The organism is Salsuginibacillus kocurii DSM 18087, from assembly GCF_000377705.1.
Lineage (GTDB): Bacteria > Bacillota > Bacilli > Bacillales > Marinococcaceae > Salsuginibacillus > Salsuginibacillus kocurii.
The window spans coordinates 279,768-297,433 of record NZ_KB898623.1 but is presented as its reverse complement, the minus strand read 5'-3'; the positions used below and the strand labels follow the sequence as shown (position 1 = coordinate 297,433).

17 protein-coding genes are annotated in these 17,666 nt (G+C 41.1%); 12 read left to right on the top strand and 5 right to left on the bottom strand.

The annotated features are described in order from the left end of the window. Positions 1 to 12 precede the first annotated feature (12 nt). Positions 13 to 483: a chemotaxis protein CheX gene (locus D469_RS0101525; protein ID WP_018921593.1), complete on the top strand. Its 471-nt coding sequence runs from the start codon at positions 13 to 15 to the stop codon at positions 481 to 483. Between the two features lie 81 nt (positions 484 to 564). Here D469_RS0101525 and D469_RS0101520 read toward each other — a convergent pair whose 3' ends face one another. Beyond that, complete coding sequence (locus tag D469_RS0101520) at positions 565 to 903, bottom strand: hypothetical protein (protein ID WP_018921592.1); 339 nt, start codon at positions 901 to 903, stop codon at positions 565 to 567. Positions 904 to 1,162: 259 nt separating this feature from the next. On the opposite strand from D469_RS0101520, the gene D469_RS19400 reads away from it, so the two are divergent. Next, positions 1,163 to 1,678, top strand: a complete 516-nt coding sequence (locus D469_RS19400; protein ID WP_338053730.1) for a uracil-DNA glycosylase family protein — start codon at positions 1,163 to 1,165, stop codon at positions 1,676 to 1,678. A gap of 223 nt (positions 1,679 to 1,901) precedes the next feature. On the opposite strand, the gene glnA is transcribed toward D469_RS19400, so the two are convergent. Then, positions 1,902 to 3,263 (bottom strand): type I glutamate--ammonia ligase, encoded by a 1,362-nt coding sequence (gene glnA, locus D469_RS0101510; RefSeq protein ID WP_018921589.1) that lies wholly within the window; start codon positions 3,261 to 3,263, stop codon positions 1,902 to 1,904. A 180-nt stretch (positions 3,264 to 3,443) separates the two neighbouring features. On the opposite strand from glnA, the gene D469_RS0101505 reads away from it, so the two are divergent. From D469_RS0101505 to D469_RS0101490, 4 genes are all read left to right on the top strand, one after another. Further along, entirely contained in the window at positions 3,444 to 4,256 is an 813-nt protein-coding gene (locus D469_RS0101505; protein ID WP_018921588.1) for a polysaccharide deacetylase family protein, read from the top strand. 224 nt (positions 4,257 to 4,480) lie between these two features. Beyond that, a complete protein-coding gene (locus D469_RS0101500; RefSeq protein WP_018921587.1) occupies positions 4,481 to 5,656 on the top strand; it encodes an FtsW/RodA/SpoVE family cell cycle protein in 1,176 nt (391 codons plus the stop codon). Positions 5,657 to 5,748: 92 nt separating this feature from the next. Beyond that, complete coding sequence (locus D469_RS0101495) at positions 5,749 to 6,393, top strand: SDR family oxidoreductase (RefSeq protein ID WP_018921586.1); 645 nt, start codon at positions 5,749 to 5,751, stop codon at positions 6,391 to 6,393. 297 nt (positions 6,394 to 6,690) lie between these two features. Then, complete coding sequence (locus tag D469_RS0101490) at positions 6,691 to 8,226, top strand: S-layer homology domain-containing protein (protein WP_018921585.1); 1,536 nt, start codon at positions 6,691 to 6,693, stop codon at positions 8,224 to 8,226. A 233-nt stretch (positions 8,227 to 8,459) separates the two neighbouring features. On the opposite strand, the gene D469_RS0101485 is transcribed toward D469_RS0101490, so the two are convergent. Beyond that, positions 8,460 to 9,110 carry a hypothetical protein gene (locus D469_RS0101485; RefSeq protein WP_018921584.1) on the bottom strand — a complete coding sequence of 217 codons (651 nt, stop codon included), beginning with the start codon at positions 9,108 to 9,110 and terminating at the stop codon, positions 8,460 to 8,462. A 225-nt stretch (positions 9,111 to 9,335) separates the two neighbouring features. Between D469_RS0101485 and resA the strand changes: the two genes are divergently transcribed. From resA to D469_RS0101460, 5 genes are all read left to right on the top strand, one after another. Then, entirely contained in the window at positions 9,336 to 9,866 is a 531-nt protein-coding gene (gene resA / locus D469_RS0101480; protein WP_018921583.1) for a thiol-disulfide oxidoreductase ResA, read from the top strand. Between the two features lie 232 nt (positions 9,867 to 10,098). Further along, the gene (locus D469_RS0101475) at positions 10,099 to 10,530 is read left to right on the top strand and encodes a DUF1284 domain-containing protein (RefSeq protein ID WP_018921582.1); all 432 of its coding nucleotides are present in this window, start codon (positions 10,099 to 10,101) and stop codon (positions 10,528 to 10,530) included. A 33-nt stretch (positions 10,531 to 10,563) separates the two neighbouring features. After that, on the top strand, positions 10,564 to 11,196 hold the full coding sequence (locus tag D469_RS0101470) for a CPBP family intramembrane glutamic endopeptidase (RefSeq protein WP_018921581.1): 633 nt from the start codon (positions 10,564 to 10,566) through the stop codon (positions 11,194 to 11,196). A 374-nt stretch (positions 11,197 to 11,570) separates the two neighbouring features. Beyond that, the gene (locus D469_RS0101465) at positions 11,571 to 12,161 is read left to right on the top strand and encodes a copper resistance CopC family protein (RefSeq protein WP_083910688.1); all 591 of its coding nucleotides are present in this window, start codon (positions 11,571 to 11,573) and stop codon (positions 12,159 to 12,161) included. A gap of 4 nt (positions 12,162 to 12,165) precedes the next feature. Next, positions 12,166 to 13,797 (top strand): copper resistance D family protein, encoded by a 1,632-nt coding sequence (locus tag D469_RS0101460; protein WP_018921579.1) that lies wholly within the window; start codon positions 12,166 to 12,168, stop codon positions 13,795 to 13,797. 41 nt (positions 13,798 to 13,838) lie between these two features. Here D469_RS0101460 and D469_RS0101455 read toward each other — a convergent pair whose 3' ends face one another. Further along, positions 13,839 to 14,597, bottom strand: coding sequence for a (S)-benzoin forming benzil reductase (locus tag D469_RS0101455; RefSeq protein WP_018921578.1), 759 nt, complete (start codon positions 14,595 to 14,597; stop codon positions 13,839 to 13,841). Positions 14,598 to 14,670: 73 nt separating this feature from the next. Further along, positions 14,671 to 15,846, bottom strand: coding sequence for a beta-aspartyl-peptidase (gene iadA, locus D469_RS0101450; RefSeq protein WP_018921577.1), 1,176 nt, complete (start codon positions 15,844 to 15,846; stop codon positions 14,671 to 14,673). 203 nt (positions 15,847 to 16,049) lie between these two features. Between iadA and D469_RS0101445 the strand changes: the two genes are divergently transcribed. After that, the gene (locus D469_RS0101445) at positions 16,050 to 17,606 is read left to right on the top strand and encodes a copper amine oxidase N-terminal domain-containing protein (RefSeq protein ID WP_018921576.1); all 1,557 of its coding nucleotides are present in this window, start codon (positions 16,050 to 16,052) and stop codon (positions 17,604 to 17,606) included. Positions 17,607 to 17,666 lie beyond the last annotated feature (60 nt).

Below are 17,666 nucleotides of genomic sequence, written 5' to 3'. Positions count from 1 at the left end.
CAGGAGACTAAAATGGATGCAAATCATGTAAATGCGATCACACGGGCAGCTAAATCAATTATGGTTTCCCACTTAGGCATGAGTGTAGAAGTTAATGCTCCGTATGTTACAGCCTCCGATATTGCTTCTGAGCAGATATCGGTCATTCTAGGAGTGAATGGGGAATTAGAAGGACAAATTATCTGTTCGATGAAAGAAGACACTGCGAAATCCATTGTCGGTACAATGATGGGCGGAATGGATATTCAACATTTAGATGACATGAGTTGGAGTGCGATTCAAGAATTTGGCAATTGGATTGCAGGAACGACAGCTACGGAATTGTCAAAAGAAGCCACCACCATTGATGTGACGCCTCCTGTTATCAATGAAGGGGCATCCAGTTTTCATGCCTCATCCTCTTTTATCACACTTCCGCTTACAAGCCAAATCGGTGATTTAAATGTTCACGTTTCTGTTAAGAAAAGTAAAGCATTAAAATGAAGAAGCTGCCCACATTTTTTGGGGCAGCTTCTTGTCTTAGAAGCACAACCTCCATGATGATACAATGGGTCAATGGAATGTTTAATCGGTCGTATCTCGTTGAACGATCAATCGTTCTACAATGAGGAAACCTAACAATAAGCTCAAAAGTAGTAAACGGATAAACAAAAAGTCTTCGCCTTCCAACCATAAACCAACTATAATAAAACCTAAGTTCAAAAACCAAATTTGGTAAAACCAAAACATGGTAATATAAGAGAAAAACAGAAAATAAGAGCCGGCCGAGAGAGCAAAAAATACCACAGAGCCAATCATAAGCGGGTAGGTTTCTGTACCTTGAACATTAATAACCAGAAGGGTCAAGAGGCTGATAAATAATAAGATGAAAACCAACCGGTCTACTTTCATATAGTTCGGCATATGGCAGTCCCCCCTTTTTTAATACCTAATTTTACCCTTATTGTACTAAAGTTTTGAAAAGGGTACAGCCGTTTAATATGGAGATGGAGGTGTTACAGCTGTTTGCCGGAAATAAAGAGAAAGAAAAAATCATTCAATGTAAAAGCTGTCCACGTTTAGTCACTTGGAGGGAAGCTCAGGAAGGAAAAAAATTAGCATACCAGGATGAAGTATATTGGGCAAAACCGGTACCTGGCTTTGGGGATGAAATGCACGGGTCCTGATTCTCGGGATGGCTCCAGGAGCACATGGGGGAAATCGTACAGGCAGGCCATTTACTGGAGATGGTGGAGGACACGCGTTATTTCAAAGCTTATATGATACTGGTTTTAGTACGCAGGCAGAATCTCACCATATCGATGACGGTTTACGATTGAAAGATGTGTATATTTCGAACGCAGTGAAGTGCTGCCCGCCAAAAAATAAACCAGTGGCTGCAGAATATGAAGAGTGTAAGCCTTTTTTAGAACAAGAAATAAAAAGGCTGCAGCAATTACAGGTGATCGTTGCTCTAGGTGGTGAAGCATTTGCACAAATGAAAAAATACTATAAGTCTTTAGGAAAAGATATAAGCAAAGTAGCTTTTGCTCACAATGCTAGCTACTTTACTGACACGCCAACTCTTCCAACCTTGGTTGGCTGCTATCATCCTTCTCAATATAATTTAAATACGAAACGACTGACCCCCAAAATGTTACGAGATATTCTGTATGAAGTGAAAGAAAAAATAAAATAAGGATAAGTATGTAAGCTGCTCAAGTTTCAAATAAAAGAAGATAAAGCTCGGGAAAAGAATCATGTTGTTCTAAAAGAAAGTGCAAGTTTTTCTACGAATGTAATTATATTGTTTGCTTATTTTAAACATATTGTAAAAAGACCACCCGAACATTGGTCGGGCGGTCTTTGCCTCGTTATAAAGAGATATTTTACACTGGTGGAAAAAAGTACAGCTAAAATAATTAAAACTTGCCTTGGTATTTAGCTACCTCCCAATCGTGTACTGTAGTGCGGAACTCATCCCATTCCTCACGTTTTAATTCGAGATACTCATTGGTGATATGTTCTCCAAGAGTATCGACACCAATTGTTCCTTCTTCAAACGCGTCCAGAGCCTGTGCTAAGCTTGTAGGTAAATTGGCGATGCCTCTTTCTTCAATCTCTTCTTCGCTCATGCTGAAGATATCATCAGTTGTTTCAACCGGTGCCTCTAGTTCTCTTTCCACGCCGTCAAGACCTGCAGCTGAAATGACTGCATAGGCTAAGTACGGATTGGCAGACGGATCTGGGCAGCGGATTTCCACGCGTGTACCACTGCCGCGTGTGGCTGGAATCCGAATCAGAGCTGAACGGTTTGAGGCGCTCCAGGCAACATAGCACGGCGCTTCATAACCTGGGACAAGACGCTTGTAAGAGTTAACAAGTGGGTTTGTAACAGCAACAAACTGATCAACATTATCAAGTAACCCGGCAATAAAATGATAAGCTGTTTTGGATAGTTCTTTTCCGTCAGCTGTTTCATAAAAAGCATTGGCTTCTGCTTTTTTATCAAATAAAGAAATGTTTGTATGCATTCCATTTCCATTTGCACCGCCAATAGGCTTTGGCATGAATGAAGCATGGTACCCAAATTGCTTCGCAACGGTTTTAATAACCCATTTGTAAGTAGTTGCTAAGTCTGCCGCTCCAAGCGCATCTGCATATTTAAAATTAATTTCATGCTGGCCTTGAGCAACTTCGTGGTGGGAAGCTTCAATAGTAAAGCCCATTTTCTTTAACGTTTTATAAACTTGGAGGCGAACTTTTTCACCATCATCATGCGGGGAAGTTTCGAAATATCCTCCATCGTCTTGTGTCTCAAGAATTGGTCTTCCTTTTTCATCAGTTTCGAACAAGAAAAATTCTAATTCCGGTCCGACACTTACACTGTAGCCTAAGGCCGCAGCGCGGTCCACCGTATTTTTAAGAGCGTTGCGTGGGTCCCCTTCAAAATCACTGCCGTCCGGGTACGTTACAGAACAAATAAAACGACCTTCTGAGTAGTCTTCCTCTTCAGTCCAAGGCAATACAGCAAATGTATTCATATCAGGTTTCAAATATAAATCAGATTGATTAATGGTAGAAAAGCCATTGATAGAAGATCCATCAAACATAATTTGTCCAGCAGCTACATCTTCCAATTGATCCGTGGTAACAGTTACACTTTTTAGCATTCCTTCAATATCTACAAATTGTAAATGTAGTAGTTCCACGTTTTTAGCTTCTATGATGTCTCGAATAGTTTCCAGTGTTGCCTCTTCTGTCGGTACGTAAGTTGTTGTCATTCCAATCTCCCCTTCTGCATGTTAATTTAGTTAACATCTCGATGTTATTTATTAGTATAGAAAGTTCTGAACATTGCTGCAACAAAATTGTTAGATAATCTAACATCTTTTTTTATTTCGGATAGTATGTTGGTAACTGGTTACACTGAGTGATGAATGAATATGGAAAGGAAGGGAAAAATGGTAGTACAAAAAATCAGTGTAACCTTTATGGCTTTAGTAATGGCAGTTGGTATGACTGCAGGAGATGCAACTACGCTTTCAGCAAAAGAAAGAAATCCTGATGACCCAGAATTAGAAGGTGGGCCGGAAGAGGGGAATCGGCCGGATACGCCTGCAATTTTTGAACAACTGCAAGAGATTTACCCTGATAATGTTGTTTTCAAAGGACCTGAAGATGTTAATCAAGTAGCTCTTACCTTCGATGATGGGCCTGACCCGCGATATACAGGAGAGGTCTTGGATATTTTGGCTGAATACGACGTCCCTGCCACTTTCTTTTTACTAGGAGCTAGATCAGCAGCTTATCCAGACTTTGTAACAAGGATGGAAGCAGAAGGCCACCAGATTGGTTCTCATACGTATTGGCACCCCGACTTGACTGATGAGCCTCCAGAACAGTTACTGGTAGAACTTGAACAAACAGATGAAGTACTCGAAGATATTATTGGTTACCAGCCGAAATTTTTCCGCCCGCCTTACGGGGAAATTGATCAAGAGTTAGCTGAACTTTTAGTGGAGCGCGATTTCGCGATTGCAGGTTGGTCAGTAGATTCGTTAGATTGGCAGCAGTTAAGTGCAGAAGAGATAGCTAGTAATGTACTTGAAGATGCGGGTCCTGGCGATGTTATATTAATGCATGATGGTGGTAATTGGGACCAAGACTTATCGGGCACGCCGGAATCTTTACATGAAATCATTCCAGCTTTACAGGAAGAGGGTCTGGAATTTGTGACCTTAGAAGAAATGTTTGATATTCCTAGGGCCAGATGACGTACGGCAGACAAGGGACTTTCCCAAAGGGGGAGTCCTTTTTGGGTTTTTAACAGAGTAAGTAAAGGGAAGGGAAAGGCAATAAAGTGGCGAACAGCGGCAAGAAGGTCATGAAAAGAGGAAAAATCGTCACTTTATGGATATGTACGTTAAGCTCCCTTTCATGTATGATGAGATAGAGTATTGAGTTTTATATGTTAATTGAAAGCATAAGGTGATGTAAGTTGGGTCTTGAAAAACCAGTTGAAAAACAATACGATATAAATTTACTTTTTGTGCTGTTTTTGTTTGCCGTTATCAGCTGTTTTTATTTGTATTACGCACAGCAGATTCATCCTGAGAATTTTAATTTCTCATTGCGGCAAATGTTTTTCTATGTTTTAGCATTTATAACTGCTTTTGTTATTTTGCATTTTGATTTTGAATACTATCTATTCCTTCATTGGTTTTTGTATGGAGCAGGCTTGCTCATGCTTGTTATATTAGATGTAGCAGCCGGGAGTGGGTTTGCTCCGGAAAGAATGGGAGCCACACGTTGGTTTGACCTTCCTTTAATCGGGAATTTTCAGCCATCTGAGTTTATGAAAGTGTTCATGGTTTTAACGATGAGCACGCTCATTTACAAACATAACCAAAATTACGCAATAAAAGTATTTAAAAATGACCTTTGGCTCGTTGTAAAATTATTAGCTGTACTTATCCCTCCTGTCTTATTATTAATGCGCCAGCCAGATATGGGTATGATTATGATGATGCTTGCTATATTCGTTGGGTTGGTGCTAGTGTCTGGCATTGCTTTTCGGCTGCTTGCCGTACTGTTTGGCGTACCGGTTCTTTTATTTAGCTTTTTTATTTTTGCATTTTTTCGCTTTCCACAGTTGGTTGAACAATATATTTTCCAACATTTACCTAGCTATCAAGTGAGCAGGTTTTACGGGTGGCTGAATCCGCTCGAATATTCAGATGAAGGGTTTCAAACGGCGCGGGCAATGAGTGCCCTTGGTTCTGGCAGGCTCACGGGCAGCGAAGGCACTAGTGTATATATCCCAGAAGCTCATACGGACTTTATCTTTGCAGTCATTGGAGAAGAACATGGGTTTATAGCAGCTGCCTTAGTAATTACTCTTTATTTTGTTTTGCTGTATCAAATGATGATGATTGCCCTTCGCTGCCACCATCGTTTTGGCGCTTACATTTGTGCAGGAATCATTGCTATGCTTGCGTTTCAAGTTTTTCAGAACGTTGGTATGAATCTTGGCCTTCTTCCTGTTACTGGCTTTACTCTTCCATTAATTAGTTACGGGGGAAGTTCGCTTTTAGCTACAATGCTTGCTATTGGATTGGTGCTTAGTGTCAGGTATCATTCAAAATCGTATTTCTTTGAAAACCCGGCAAAGTAAAGTTGGAATAACTATTCAGGTTTAGGTATTGGCTTATATTGGGAAAAAATAAGAGATATGCTGAATTATGAACTTGAAGGAGTGAAGCCAGGATGAAGGTTTTAATCGTCGGAGCAAATGGTAAAGTAGCTAGGCATGTAGTAGAAAAGCTGGGAAATGATGCAAACCATACAGCCATAGCAATGGTGCGAAAAGAAGAGCAAGTGAAAGACATGGAAGAGCTGGGAGCTGACAAAACCGTTATTGCAGACTTAGAAGGTGATATTTCTCATGCTTTTTCAGAAGCTGAGGCCGTGATTTTTGCAGCTGGTTCTGGGCCGTCAACCGGAGCGGACAAGACGATGTTAATTGATTTATGGGGTGCTTTAAAGACAATTGATGAAGCACAGAAGCAAGGTATTTCACGTTATATTATGCTTAGTGCGATGCGCGCCGATGAACCTGAAGCAGGCCCCGAAAAAATCAGGCACTATCTTGTCGCAAAAAAGCTGGCTGATGATCATGTGCGCGGGAGCGGCCTTGATTATACTGTCGTACGGCCGGGGCCATTAACAAATGATGAGCCAACTGGTTCTGTGCAGCTTGAACCTTTACTTAAAGGAACAGAGGGTGCTATTACTCGCGCTGATACAGCAGAAGTGCTAGTTGAAACATTAGAGCGAAATAATACGTACGGTAAAACATTTGATGTGTTAAATGGGGAGAGGGCTATCACTGAAGCCATTCAAAAAATATAGAGGTTCCCTTTTGACCTTATTCAAAAGGAAATGATAACGAAATAAGTTCTTAATTGAGAAGAATGAAGACAGAACACTTCACTGGCTAAAAGCCTGTACGGCTTGCAGTTTTGATAGGAGTCTTGTTAGAAGAGCTGCCTCAAAAGGGCGGCTCTTTTTATATACCTAATGCAGCTAAGGGCACGTTTGTAATGACATTGTAAGATAAGATGTGACAAATTACGGTGTTCAACCCTGAGCATCTACGCTACATTGAGTAAAGAGAAGAAAATTTTAGCATAAATGGGTGAATACATAATGAAAAAAATTAAAGGTGCTCTTGTATTAACTGCTTTTAGTGTAATCGTGAGTGGAAGCTTACATGCTACCTCAGGATTTGCTATGGAAACTGAAGAATTTCAAGATATTAGCGGGCATTGGGCTGAAGAAGAAATTGATTGGCTGTTTCAAGAAGGCTGGATTGAAGGTGTGGGAAATGCAACATATGCCCCAAATAACGAGGTGAAACGGGGCGATGCTGCTTTGCTCTTAACAAGAATTGATGGCGGCGTTAATGAGGAAGCCACTACGTGTGAGCTAGAAGATATCGAAGCTGAGCAGTATTATAGTGCTGCTGTGTGCCATGCGTTTTCCGAAGGCTGGATTGATGGGTACCCCGATGGAACGTACCGGCCGGAAGAACCCTTAAGTCGTGAAGAAATGGCAGCGATCTTGCATGAGCGTTTCGAAAACGAATTGACAGAAGAACGTTTTGGTACATATTTAAGGGATATAAGTGAGGATAACTGGTCATATGACGCTATTCATGCTTTAGTAGCAAGTCGGGTGGCTGAAGGGTACGAGGCAGGAACATTTCAACCGGATAATGAAGTCAGCCGTGCTGAATGGGCTGCTTTTGTATCTCGAATATTTGAAGAGGCATTTCGCATTCCTCAAGAAGGAAACTCTCCAGCTAATTTGGCAAATGAAGGGCTGGTAGCTTTTGAGAATAACGAAGTATTTGTTAACCCGAATGGAGAATCGCTGCAAAAAATATCTTTAGATGGGACGATGCAACAAGAACTCTTAGAGGGTAAAAATGTCGAATATATAAATAGTGTGAGGGATGAGCTGTATTTTATAAATGATGGAGAAAATGTTCATCGTATAAACAAAAATGGAGAACAATTGGAGACTTTATATGAAGGCGCAGTGGATCAGCTTTACGTAGATAGTGAACAATTATTGATTCAAACTGGAGAAGAAGTGCAAAGAGCCAAAAGTGATGCGCCTGAGCAATGGGAACCTATAGGCAGTGTGAGTGAAGGAGAAGAGGCATTATTAACTACGTATGATGGAGAGCAGCTAATTTCAACACACATTGAAGAAGGAATATTCGTTAATGAGCTTGCAAGTGGCGAAAAAACTCATTTATCTTCTCTTCAAGCTGGGATGGCGTTCGAAGATGCAGGCTACGTTTATGTTGGTAATTACAATGGGGAACTTGTACGGATTAACCCACGTAGTGGGGAAGAAGAGTCGATCTTGACAGCAGGAGAAGGACCTATGCTTCCATTTAATGTATATGGAGAACATTTATATTTTGGACAGGCAGCTACATCGCTAGTGTCCCCTGGCTCGCCACTATATCGGCTGGACCGTGAACCGGGAGGGGAGCCAGAACCAGAGCAAATAACCGAAGAGAGCGTATCTTTTGCCGAGCATGGAATTTACGTTGTTTATGATCCTTCATTATATACGGTGATCTTTGATGGTGTCGGAGAGGATTATTCATTCCCGGTCAAACGTGTTACTGAAAGTGGGCATTTTGCTCCTTTATTAGAAGAAGAATAAACTACATCTTTTTATGATATTTATTAAGAAGGCTCTGTTCAACGTTAGCGTAGATTCGCGCTTTGGCCTCTTTGGACATCATATATCCACGCGCGAGAGAAGCCTGGCGAGCCCTCGCAGCTCATCAGCTTGAAGAGAAGCTCCCAGTCCACCCGTGGAAACGGAGGCTATGGAAGCGCTACTCGTCGACAGAGCTTTTTCAAACTATTGACGTGCGTTTTAGGGAGAGTACGCTAATGTTGACTATTTACAGCTTGTTGAGCTCTCTCATTAAGAAGAGCATGAAAATCTTCACTCCAGCCTGTGCATGGCTGCTGGCGGAGATAAAGAGTTAAGTCTATACCGTAATAAGCTGCCATGTTAACAAAACTATCGGCTCTTTTTGCAGCCTGTGAATGTTCATACGCTACAATAGTACCTTGCAAAGGTTGAGATAATTCATTTAACCACTTGTCCCATAAATCAAGATGCATGAGTGAAGGTTGAACAACAAGAAAGGTAGAAGAGGGAACTAGTTGGTGGCCGATAAGGGCACGCAGCGCAATGTCTCCTCCACTTTCTGCTCCGCCCATAATGATGGGTCTTTCTATAATCTCTGGTTGAAGTAATTTTAAACTATGGAAATGGGTGCTTACATCTGTGAGCGCCTGTTTTGCGTCTGTCCAATGGTATCCATGTCCTCCGTCCGTTTGCGAAGATTGACCAAACCCAAAAAAGTATCTTTGTCTTAAATGTTCATTAAGCCAGCTTTTGGCGAAGTCAGGTGATGAATAATGATCAGGATGCAAAGATAAAAAAGTGGCTTCTCCTTCAGTTGCTCCATACGTAAACAGTTGGGCCTTTGCACGCTCATTTTTACGATGGAGGGTGTGGTTTTGTCTCATGTTTACTGTCCCCCCTTCAGAAATATTAAATTCTAATGGAGCCTTCCATTTATAGTAGTATATATAATTTTCGCCAGGATTTTTGTGGTTCCTGCAAAAAATGTATAAGAGCATCTCTTTTCTGACTGTTTTTCGAACATTGGAGCAGAAATGTTGCTTTTCTAAGGGGAAATATGAGAATCTAACAATAGAATTTATTGATATCCAACTTCAGGAGGAATTAGAGTGGATAAGAAGAAAAAACGTCTTTTGCTTCGCACAAGCATCCTTACAGTTCTTGCTGTTACAGTAGGTTATGTTTTTTATACAAACTTTTTTCAAGCTGAGGCCACTTCTTTATCAGAAGGAGAACAAGCACCTAATTTTGCTTTATATAATATGGAAGGTGAACGCGTGGAATTAGCGGATTACGAAGGGAAAGGTGTATTTCTAAACTTCTGGGGTACGTATTGTCCACCTTGTGAAGAGGAAATGCCTTATATGGAAAATCAGTACGCAGAGTATGGAGATGAAGTAGAGATTTTAGCCGTTAATGTAGGCGAACCAGAATTAACGGTAGATCGGTTTGTTAACCGGCATAATCTGACTTTCCCTATTCTAATGGATGAAAACCGGGATGTACTGGACCATTACGGTATTCGGCCACTTCCTACTACGTTTTTAATCGATGAAGACCAAGAAATTGTAGAAATTATTACGGGCGGGATGACAGAAAGCCATATAGAAGAGTACATGGAACGAATAAAACCTTCTTAATTAAAGCGTTAGAAACATGACACTCATTCCTTAAGGAGTGAGTGTTTTATTTCGTTTTATCGAACAATATATATGACAATAGGGGAATATCTATAAAAACGTACAGGGAATGTCTTCTTCGACGGGAGAATGGATTACCAAGTTTTTCTTAAGAAGGAGAACATGACGAAAAACAAGGCATCTCCTTTTTGAGAATCGGCTATATGTAAAGGTTTAGGATGGGAGGGTTTAGATGAGTAAATGTTACATCATTCGCGGTCACCATCTTTTATGTATTCAAGGGTTTGAAGGAATGGGGTATAGCCCTGCTTTTATACAACGAATGAAAGAATTAACCACTGCTATACGTGAGTCGACTAAGGAATGTGACATTCAAGTTGTAAAGGATTTTGATGAGGCTTGTTGGGCTTGCCCGCACAATGATGGTGATCTCTGTAGTTCAAGTGTTGCAGCCGATGCCAAAGTAAAAGGGCTGGATGAACGTGTTTTGGAGCATCTTCACTTAAAAGCAGGAGAAGTTTACAAAAAAGAAGAGCTATTGGACCGTATCGCACATTCGGTTGCCCCAGATGATCTAGAGCACTTGTGTCAAGGTTGCAGCTGGCTTTCTTACGGGGTATGTAAAGCTGGCATTAGCCGCCTCCAGAAAAGACGTCTTTCATAGAAACCGGGTACGAATAGAGAAGGAGAGTTACAGATGGGAGCTAAAAATCAGAAATCCGATGGAGAAGACATCCCTCTTCATGTTGTTTGGTACAGCTTTGGAATATTTGGTCTTATTGGGCTCTTAATCTTGTTTCTTATTTACAGTGGGGATACATTTTCTGTTCTTATTCAATTGTTTACTACTTCAAATTTCGTCCATGATGTGTTGATTGGTATCGGAATTGGGACGGCAGCTTGTCTTTTGACCCTATTTTTATACAAAGTTACTTCGGTTCAGTTTCCAATAAATGAGCAAACGAAGATTATATTTAAGCTTGCTAAAAAACGTTTTGGGGTCGCCACGATAGCTCTAGCACCAGGCGTTATCGAAGAATTTTTGTTTCGGGGTGTGATTATGGGAAGCTTTATGTTAATGATGCCTGCCAGTTTTGCGCTTATTATTAGCACAGTGATCTTTTTTTCTTTACATATCCCTCAATACAAAGGGAGTCCCCTCATGCACCTCTCTGTTTTTTTAATGGGACTGCTATTAGGCAGTCTTTATTGGTATACCGGTTCATTAATTGCCCCTATTATTGCTCATTCATTATATAATGGCGTGCTTGCTTGGTTTATGAAAAATGGCAACATGCGATTAGCGATTGAAAAAGAAGCAACAACTTAATAAGACTCACGACATTCGGCCGGGGAACAATCCCGGTCTTTTTATGGTGGTTTTGTAAAAGGTAGTAGCTTTTAAATAAAGAATACTTTTTCGGAGAGAGTTTACTTTGCTCCGATCTCATCAACTATTTATCACTATAAATTGAATTGAATGATGATGAATATAATTAGCGGTGAATGGACTTTTTCAACAGGCTTCCATTTTCCGTTTTAGTTGTCCTCTTGTTCTCTTTGTTTTCGTTGTTTAGTGCCTTCATATTTTCTTCGATTAAATCTACCAGTTAACATATAAGTCTTTGACAAGATCAATTGAAAGTTACGCACATTTATAGTACAGTAATCATATTAAATTACTAAGAATTAAAATGTGAGGTTATGATGATGAGATATTGGCTCGTAGCATTTATGTTTAGTATTGCAAGTGGTTTTTTCTGGCCCGCTGCTGGTTTTGCCCATTCGTACGTAGAGGATTCTGAGCCTGGAGATGAACAAACGGTAGAGGAAGCCGTAGAAATAATTACGTTAAATTTTGATGCTGGGATTGAATCGCATACGACAATTACTGTAAAAGACCGGGAAGGTAATGAATTTTTAGTAGCAGATGAAGAAGTGAATTCTCCTGTGTATGAGGCTCACCTAGAAGCCCCTCTTTACGAAGGTCAATATACAGTGGAATGGGAGGCGTTAGGAGAAGATGGTCATACCACAGAAGGGACACTTTCATTTGCAGTGCTAGAAGAGGAAGTAGACGAGGAAAATGAAGAAGATATTGAAGAAAGTGAAGAGACGGTTGAAGCAGAAACGGACATAGAAGAGACAGAGGATGAAATGGGAGCAGAAGATGAGACTGCAAGTGAGGAAAAAGCAACAAATGAAGGGGAAGACAGTGCGTTTTTTTGGTGGATCCTAGGGGGATTTTTGGTTCTAGGTGGAGCAGGGTTTGTTTTTGTATTAACTAGGAGGTAATGTGATGTTGGCTGTAGTGGATGGATTATTGTTTCTGGCGACTGCTATGGTAGCTGGAATCGTCATACTGTTTAGTATCTCCCAGTCTAAATACCCTCAGCTGACTCTGCCTAATGGACTGTTTTATAGCTGCATAGGAATGGTGATTGTTCTTGCGAGCATCCCGGTGGTTAGTCAAGTTGCTCATATTATGAATATGTTTGACTCGCCATTTTCACAAACTATTTCAACCATTTTAACGGATTATAGAATGGGGCAAGGGTGGCTTGCTGTTATTTTAGGAGGCGTCATGCTGACAGCATTTAAAGCCGCCTTGAAGAAAAAGGATCACCTTTGGCACGCGGTTTGTTTATTACCTTCATTGGTTCTTACGATTGCTGGGGTGGCATGGATGTCTCATGCCGCTTCAATCGCTCAAACGGGCGGTTTTCTAGCTGATTTTATGCATCTCCTTGCTGCTTTGTCTTGGGCAGGGCTCCTCTTTACAGTAGCTTTTTTCTGTAAAAATGATTCAAATTTGGCCTCTTTTTTCAGTTGGTTCCACTGGTTTGCCCTGGTAGCAGTTTCACTTATTGTCTTTTCTGGGCTCATTCTCATGCAATATATTGTGCCAGAATACCGAAATAGCTGGATGCTTTCCTATGGGCAGTGGTTATTACTAAAGCATTTGCTTTTTATTCCACTTATTTTCTACGGCTTTATTCATGGTTTCATAGTAAAGAAACGACTGAACAAAGGCTGGAATGCTTCGAGGTTTGTTCAGTCCTTGCGAATAGAAAGTGTTCTGATTATAGGCATTTTTTTCGTTACAGCGGTTATGTCTCAGCAAACTCCTCCTCACGAAGTAGCTCAAACATTGCAGTTTGCCCAGCCAAGTGGATTGGCTCAGCTTTTTATTGGCGAGCAATTGCTGCCAGGTGCTCAAGTTGAGTGGCTGATGACGATTGGAGCGGTCAGCTTTTTCTTTGCTGCTTTAGCGACTTTTCTGTTTTTGGTTTGGCTTGTTTTTAAAACAAGACAGCATGCAGTGCTTATGCCACTCGTTCTGGCTGTTTTTTCCGCATTAAGCTATGGCACAGTTATGGCTGGAGCTAGTGCAACTGGAGGGTCAGTTGACCAAAACGCTTATACTTCTGTGGAAGACGCAGTATTGACAGAGCGAGAAGAAGACGAGGATATAGAAATTCTTGACGTCATTCCTTATGGAGAAGGATTTCAGACAGCCATTTATACGGTAAATGAAGAAGATTTAGTCGCAGAATTATTTATGGAAAAAGATGAGACTTTTTATGCCTTGCCAGATTCAACCTTGACGATTGGCGGTACGCCAGTTACAGAAAGCGATCATACGATCCGTACGTTTCTAATAGATGATGGTATATGGCAGCAGCCTGGGTCCAATTATACGTATGTTACAGTCGGGCATGTTCAAGATCCTGAAAATGTAGCAGAAGTTCATGTATATTATGAAGATGAATTACATGAGGTAGAAACTACTAATAACGTCTTTTTCACTTCAGCCTCCTCTGAATATATATGGAATGAAAACCATCCCTTTGAATTTTTTAATGAGAATGGCGAAGAAGTAGGGGGATATATGCGGACGATGATGGAAGAAGGGGCTTTTTGCCACTAAAAACTGGCGTGTGGGGATTCCACCGCCAGTTTTTTATAAGTCTAGAGGTAATCAGTAACATCATACAGACCACCGTTTTGCAAGTTGGAATCTTGAAGCAAGTTTTGGATTGAAGCAGCAACTGTTTCAGGGTGTGAAAGCTTGTTTTGGTCTTTATAATGTTGAAATGTTTCGACGTTTACGAAGTTTTCCTTACTCTCGGATCGGATTTCTTCCTGCATGGGGGTGTCCACAATACCGGGAGAAAAGGAAACAATTGTAGTGTTTGTAGCTAACCGATCTTGTTCAATCCCGACAGAGCGTGTAAAAAGATCAAGTCCAGCTTTACTGGTACAATAAGTGCTCCAGCCATCAAACGGAGATTTCCCTGCTCCTGAAGAGATATTGATGATGGTTTTTTTACAGTCCATCTCTTTCGTTAATGATAAAAATTCATTGGTCAGTTGTAGCGGTGAAGTAAGGTTAACATGTAGACTTTTTTCAATCTCTAATGGATCAAGCTGTCCTGAAGGACCTACTGGTTGTACAAGTCCCGCATTGTTTATAAGAACGACCTCGTCTAAGTGTTGATCAGCTTGGATGTTTTGCAGAATCGAGCCAATTGTAGGAAGTGTTTCGGATGTGTCGCTTAGGTCACATGAATAGGATGAGATTTCTGCCCCTTGATCAACAGCCTGCTGCAAGATATCGGCGTGAGAAGAGCGGGCGATTGTATGAAGGTGTGTGTCTTTTCCTGCGAGCAAATTAACAAGAGCTGCTCCTATTCCTTTTGAGGCACCTGTAATGATATAATGCTTCATTTTCTTATCCTCTCCCGTGAAAAAGTACATATATGTTTGCTTCTATTCCCTTAGCTTGCAACTGTCAAACAAGTTAGGTTGATTCAAACGTGCCTTTATCTCGGAGCGTTTTTCTTTCCATCATCACTTTGCCTTTTGCAATTACAGTATCAATGGTTAAATTCTCATCTAATAAAACGACATCACCATCTTTTTCAGTTTCAAGTCTTCCTTTAGACTCAAGTTTCATTGCTTTTGCGGGACTTGAAGTAATCGTTTGAATGGCTGTCTCTAAAGGGATAGCTCCAAACAAAACCGCATCTTGAACAGCTTTAAATAAGGAAGTCACTTTGCCAATCCCCAGGCCAATAAAATCACCAGCTTCATCAAATTTCGGCAAACTGCCCTGAGCATCAGAAGTGAAAGTGATTTGTTCGATGGGTACACCGGCCTTTAAACACTCCTGGAGTGCAAAGTGACAGGTGATATCATCTTCACCTGGCGAGGATGGAACGGTACTGGTGGTAAAATCAATGCGTCCTCCTTGTTTAGCAAAGGTTTTAGCTGCTTCGAAAAGGGAAGGGTTTCTGTTTAAATGTGTCGGCATAAATTGAGAACGTGGGATATCGGTGTTTTCAATTACCTCTTCTAATAGTTGCAATTGGCCTTTTCCGTCACCGACATGAACGGTAACAATTCCTCCCTTGCCCGCTAACATCCCACCAACACGGGCGCTAGATGCTACTTTTGCAATTTCTGATGCTGTTGGCTGGCTGGAACGATGGTCGCTGATTGCAATTTCACCAACGCCGATAATGGGGTCAATATGTAATAAATCTTCTTCAATACTAGCTGTTAGCGTATTCAGCGGAATTTGATAATTGCCCGTCAGGCAATAACAACTAATCCCTTCTTCTGTGAGAGACCGGGCTTTTGCCACCAGATTGGACATTGTGCGAGTCGTTCCGTCTGTGCCTATGACCCCAACAATGGTCGTCAACCCGCCTAAAATTGCGTCAGAGAATTGCAGTTCAGGGGTGCGAGTGTGGAAGCCGCCTTCCCCGCCACCGCCGGTAATATGGACATGCGTATCAACGAACCCCGGTACAGCATATTGGCCCTCTGCATCTACACTTTCAATATTATTCCAGGACGGTGGAAGATTAATTTGTTTATCTAGCGCTAAAATGACTCCGCCGCCAATTAAGATGTCATTTTTTCCAATCGCCTCCGGGCTGTAAACTTCAGCATTTTTTATCAAGGTGAGCATGTGAGGTTCCTCCTGTCTCGGCCGCTATAATGTCATTCGTTCTCTTGCCATTGGGTTAATTACAAGTCTATTATATTATGAGTGCAATTAGCTAGAACTAACTTTTCCTACTAAACAACTATGGAATTTTTTGCTATACTTAATTTTGTGCATAATACGTTGAGAGATTTAGACAAGAATAGACAAAAGGAGAATGGATCAATTTGAATAAAAAATGGATAAGTAGTCTTGTGCTAGGAGTAATTGGTTTTGGCATATTAAGTCTTTCTTCCCATGCTGAATCAGGGGAAATGGTTTTAAATTTTGATGAAGGAACTTATTTGTATAATGAAGAAACGATTCGCTTAGAAGTTCCTCCTATGCTCGAGGAAGGTGTTACATACGTACCGATGCGCTCTTTTGCAGAACTGTTAGGATTTGACGTTTCTTTTAACTCCTCCAAAAATGAATATGTAATGGCACATTCAGAGTGGGGAGAGGAAATTACTCTAGGAAATGAAGAAAGTGCTCTTCAACATACGAATGGGGATATTACATACGCAAATGGTAAAAACCAAATCGTGGATAATCGCATGATGATTCCATTACGTCCATTGACTGAAGCACTTGGCTTCCAGATTAGGCCTAGAATGGATGAGCGTCAGGTTGATGTAAGTTGGAGGGATAAAGGGGCTGAAGATGAAGGAGCTGAGATTCCGGAACGGGGAGAAGAGCTTGATGAAGAGACTTGGGACTTACATTTCAGTGAGCCTGGTACTATTACCCAGGTAGACTCTCAAGCTGTATTAAATGTTGATATTCTTGATTATGAACGAGTAGAAGGAGAAACGCCGCTCATTCGTAGTAATAGCCCAGAGCATATCAGAGGAGAGGGGTATTATTATCGCGATACAATGGCTGGGGATTTTAGGTTTCATTTTCATAAACAGAATGTAAGAGATGCTGATGTTAATCTATACCTATTAGCTACCAATGTGTCTGACGAAACAGCTGAAGTATCATTAAAACATCTAGGAACTCATGGGCCCTCACCTTTTGTTGGTGACAGTGGTCGGGGGGCCGTTATGAATTATTTAGAGGGGCCTGAAGACTCAACAGCAGATCAGCTTGAGCTAGCTCCGGGCGAACGGGGTTTGATAGGCAGTGAGGAACTAAGTGATATTAGTTTGCCAACCAGTTATACGTTAACCGCATATGCGGATTTACACGCCAGCACAGATGTGCAATTTGAAGTTCTAGCGTTAGACGAACAAAATGATGTCTGGTCAACCCTTCCTTATTTATATGAAGTGGACCAGGCGCGTGGAGACCATCATACTAGAGGAACGTTCGACAGTGGCGATCGTACCCTGTATATAGATGAGAGGATTGGTCTGGATCGTTCTCGTCTTATAATAGGAGGAGAAAGCGATTCATATGTGACCGGATATGACATGATGACTGGTGAACCGGAAACGAACACTGGAAATCGTGGTGTTGTCTATTCGGTAGAAATTGATGAGGTAGAGCCTTATACTGCAATAACGTTAAATCCAAGAGGTGGCCCTTATGTCGGTGCGTTTCGTGTAAATGGAGAAGTAGTTGGCGCGCCAGCCAGTGGTCAACTCTCTAATTCTTCTGAAGCTGCTATGCTCTATCGTACAGGTGCTAATGAAGAATCAGTAACAATTGATTTTATCCCTGCTTCTGGAAGTAATTTACCACTAAATATATTGTTTGAACCATTAGAAGAAGAATATATGAACTTACTAGAAGAATAAAAGAAAAGCCCCTGTTCCTGAAGTGCTATTCACATAGGAACAGGGGATATTTCATATCGT

Excerpts from the sequence above, each read along its gene's own strand:
- iadA (WP_018921577.1), bottom strand. The coding sequence starts at position 15,846 with ATGCTCACCTTGATAAAAAATGCTGAAGTTTACAGCCCGGAGGCGATT.
- glnA (WP_018921589.1), bottom strand. The coding sequence starts at position 3,263 with ATGACAACAACTTACGTACCGACAGAAGAGGCAACACTGGAAACTATT.
- D469_RS0101470 (WP_018921581.1), top strand. The coding sequence starts at position 10,564 with ATGGGAGCTAAAAATCAGAAATCCGATGGAGAAGACATCCCTCTTCAT.
- D469_RS0101490 (WP_018921585.1), top strand. The coding sequence starts at position 6,691 with ATGAAAAAAATTAAAGGTGCTCTTGTATTAACTGCTTTTAGTGTAATC.
- D469_RS0101520 (WP_018921592.1), bottom strand. The coding sequence starts at position 903 with ATGCCGAACTATATGAAAGTAGACCGGTTGGTTTTCATCTTATTATTT.
- D469_RS0101505 (WP_018921588.1), top strand. The coding sequence starts at position 3,444 with ATGGTAGTACAAAAAATCAGTGTAACCTTTATGGCTTTAGTAATGGCA.
- D469_RS0101455 (WP_018921578.1), bottom strand. The coding sequence starts at position 14,597 with ATGAAGCATTATATCATTACAGGTGCCTCAAAAGGAATAGGAGCAGCT.
- D469_RS0101495 (WP_018921586.1), top strand. The coding sequence starts at position 5,749 with ATGAAGGTTTTAATCGTCGGAGCAAATGGTAAAGTAGCTAGGCATGTA.
- D469_RS0101460 (WP_018921579.1), top strand. The coding sequence starts at position 12,166 with ATGTTGGCTGTAGTGGATGGATTATTGTTTCTGGCGACTGCTATGGTA.
- D469_RS0101525 (WP_018921593.1), top strand. The coding sequence starts at position 13 with ATGGATGCAAATCATGTAAATGCGATCACACGGGCAGCTAAATCAATT.
- D469_RS0101475 (WP_018921582.1), top strand. The coding sequence starts at position 10,099 with ATGAGTAAATGTTACATCATTCGCGGTCACCATCTTTTATGTATTCAA.
- D469_RS0101485 (WP_018921584.1), bottom strand. The coding sequence starts at position 9,110 with ATGAGACAAAACCACACCCTCCATCGTAAAAATGAGCGTGCAAAGGCC.
- D469_RS0101465 (WP_083910688.1), top strand. The coding sequence starts at position 11,571 with ATGATGATGAGATATTGGCTCGTAGCATTTATGTTTAGTATTGCAAGT.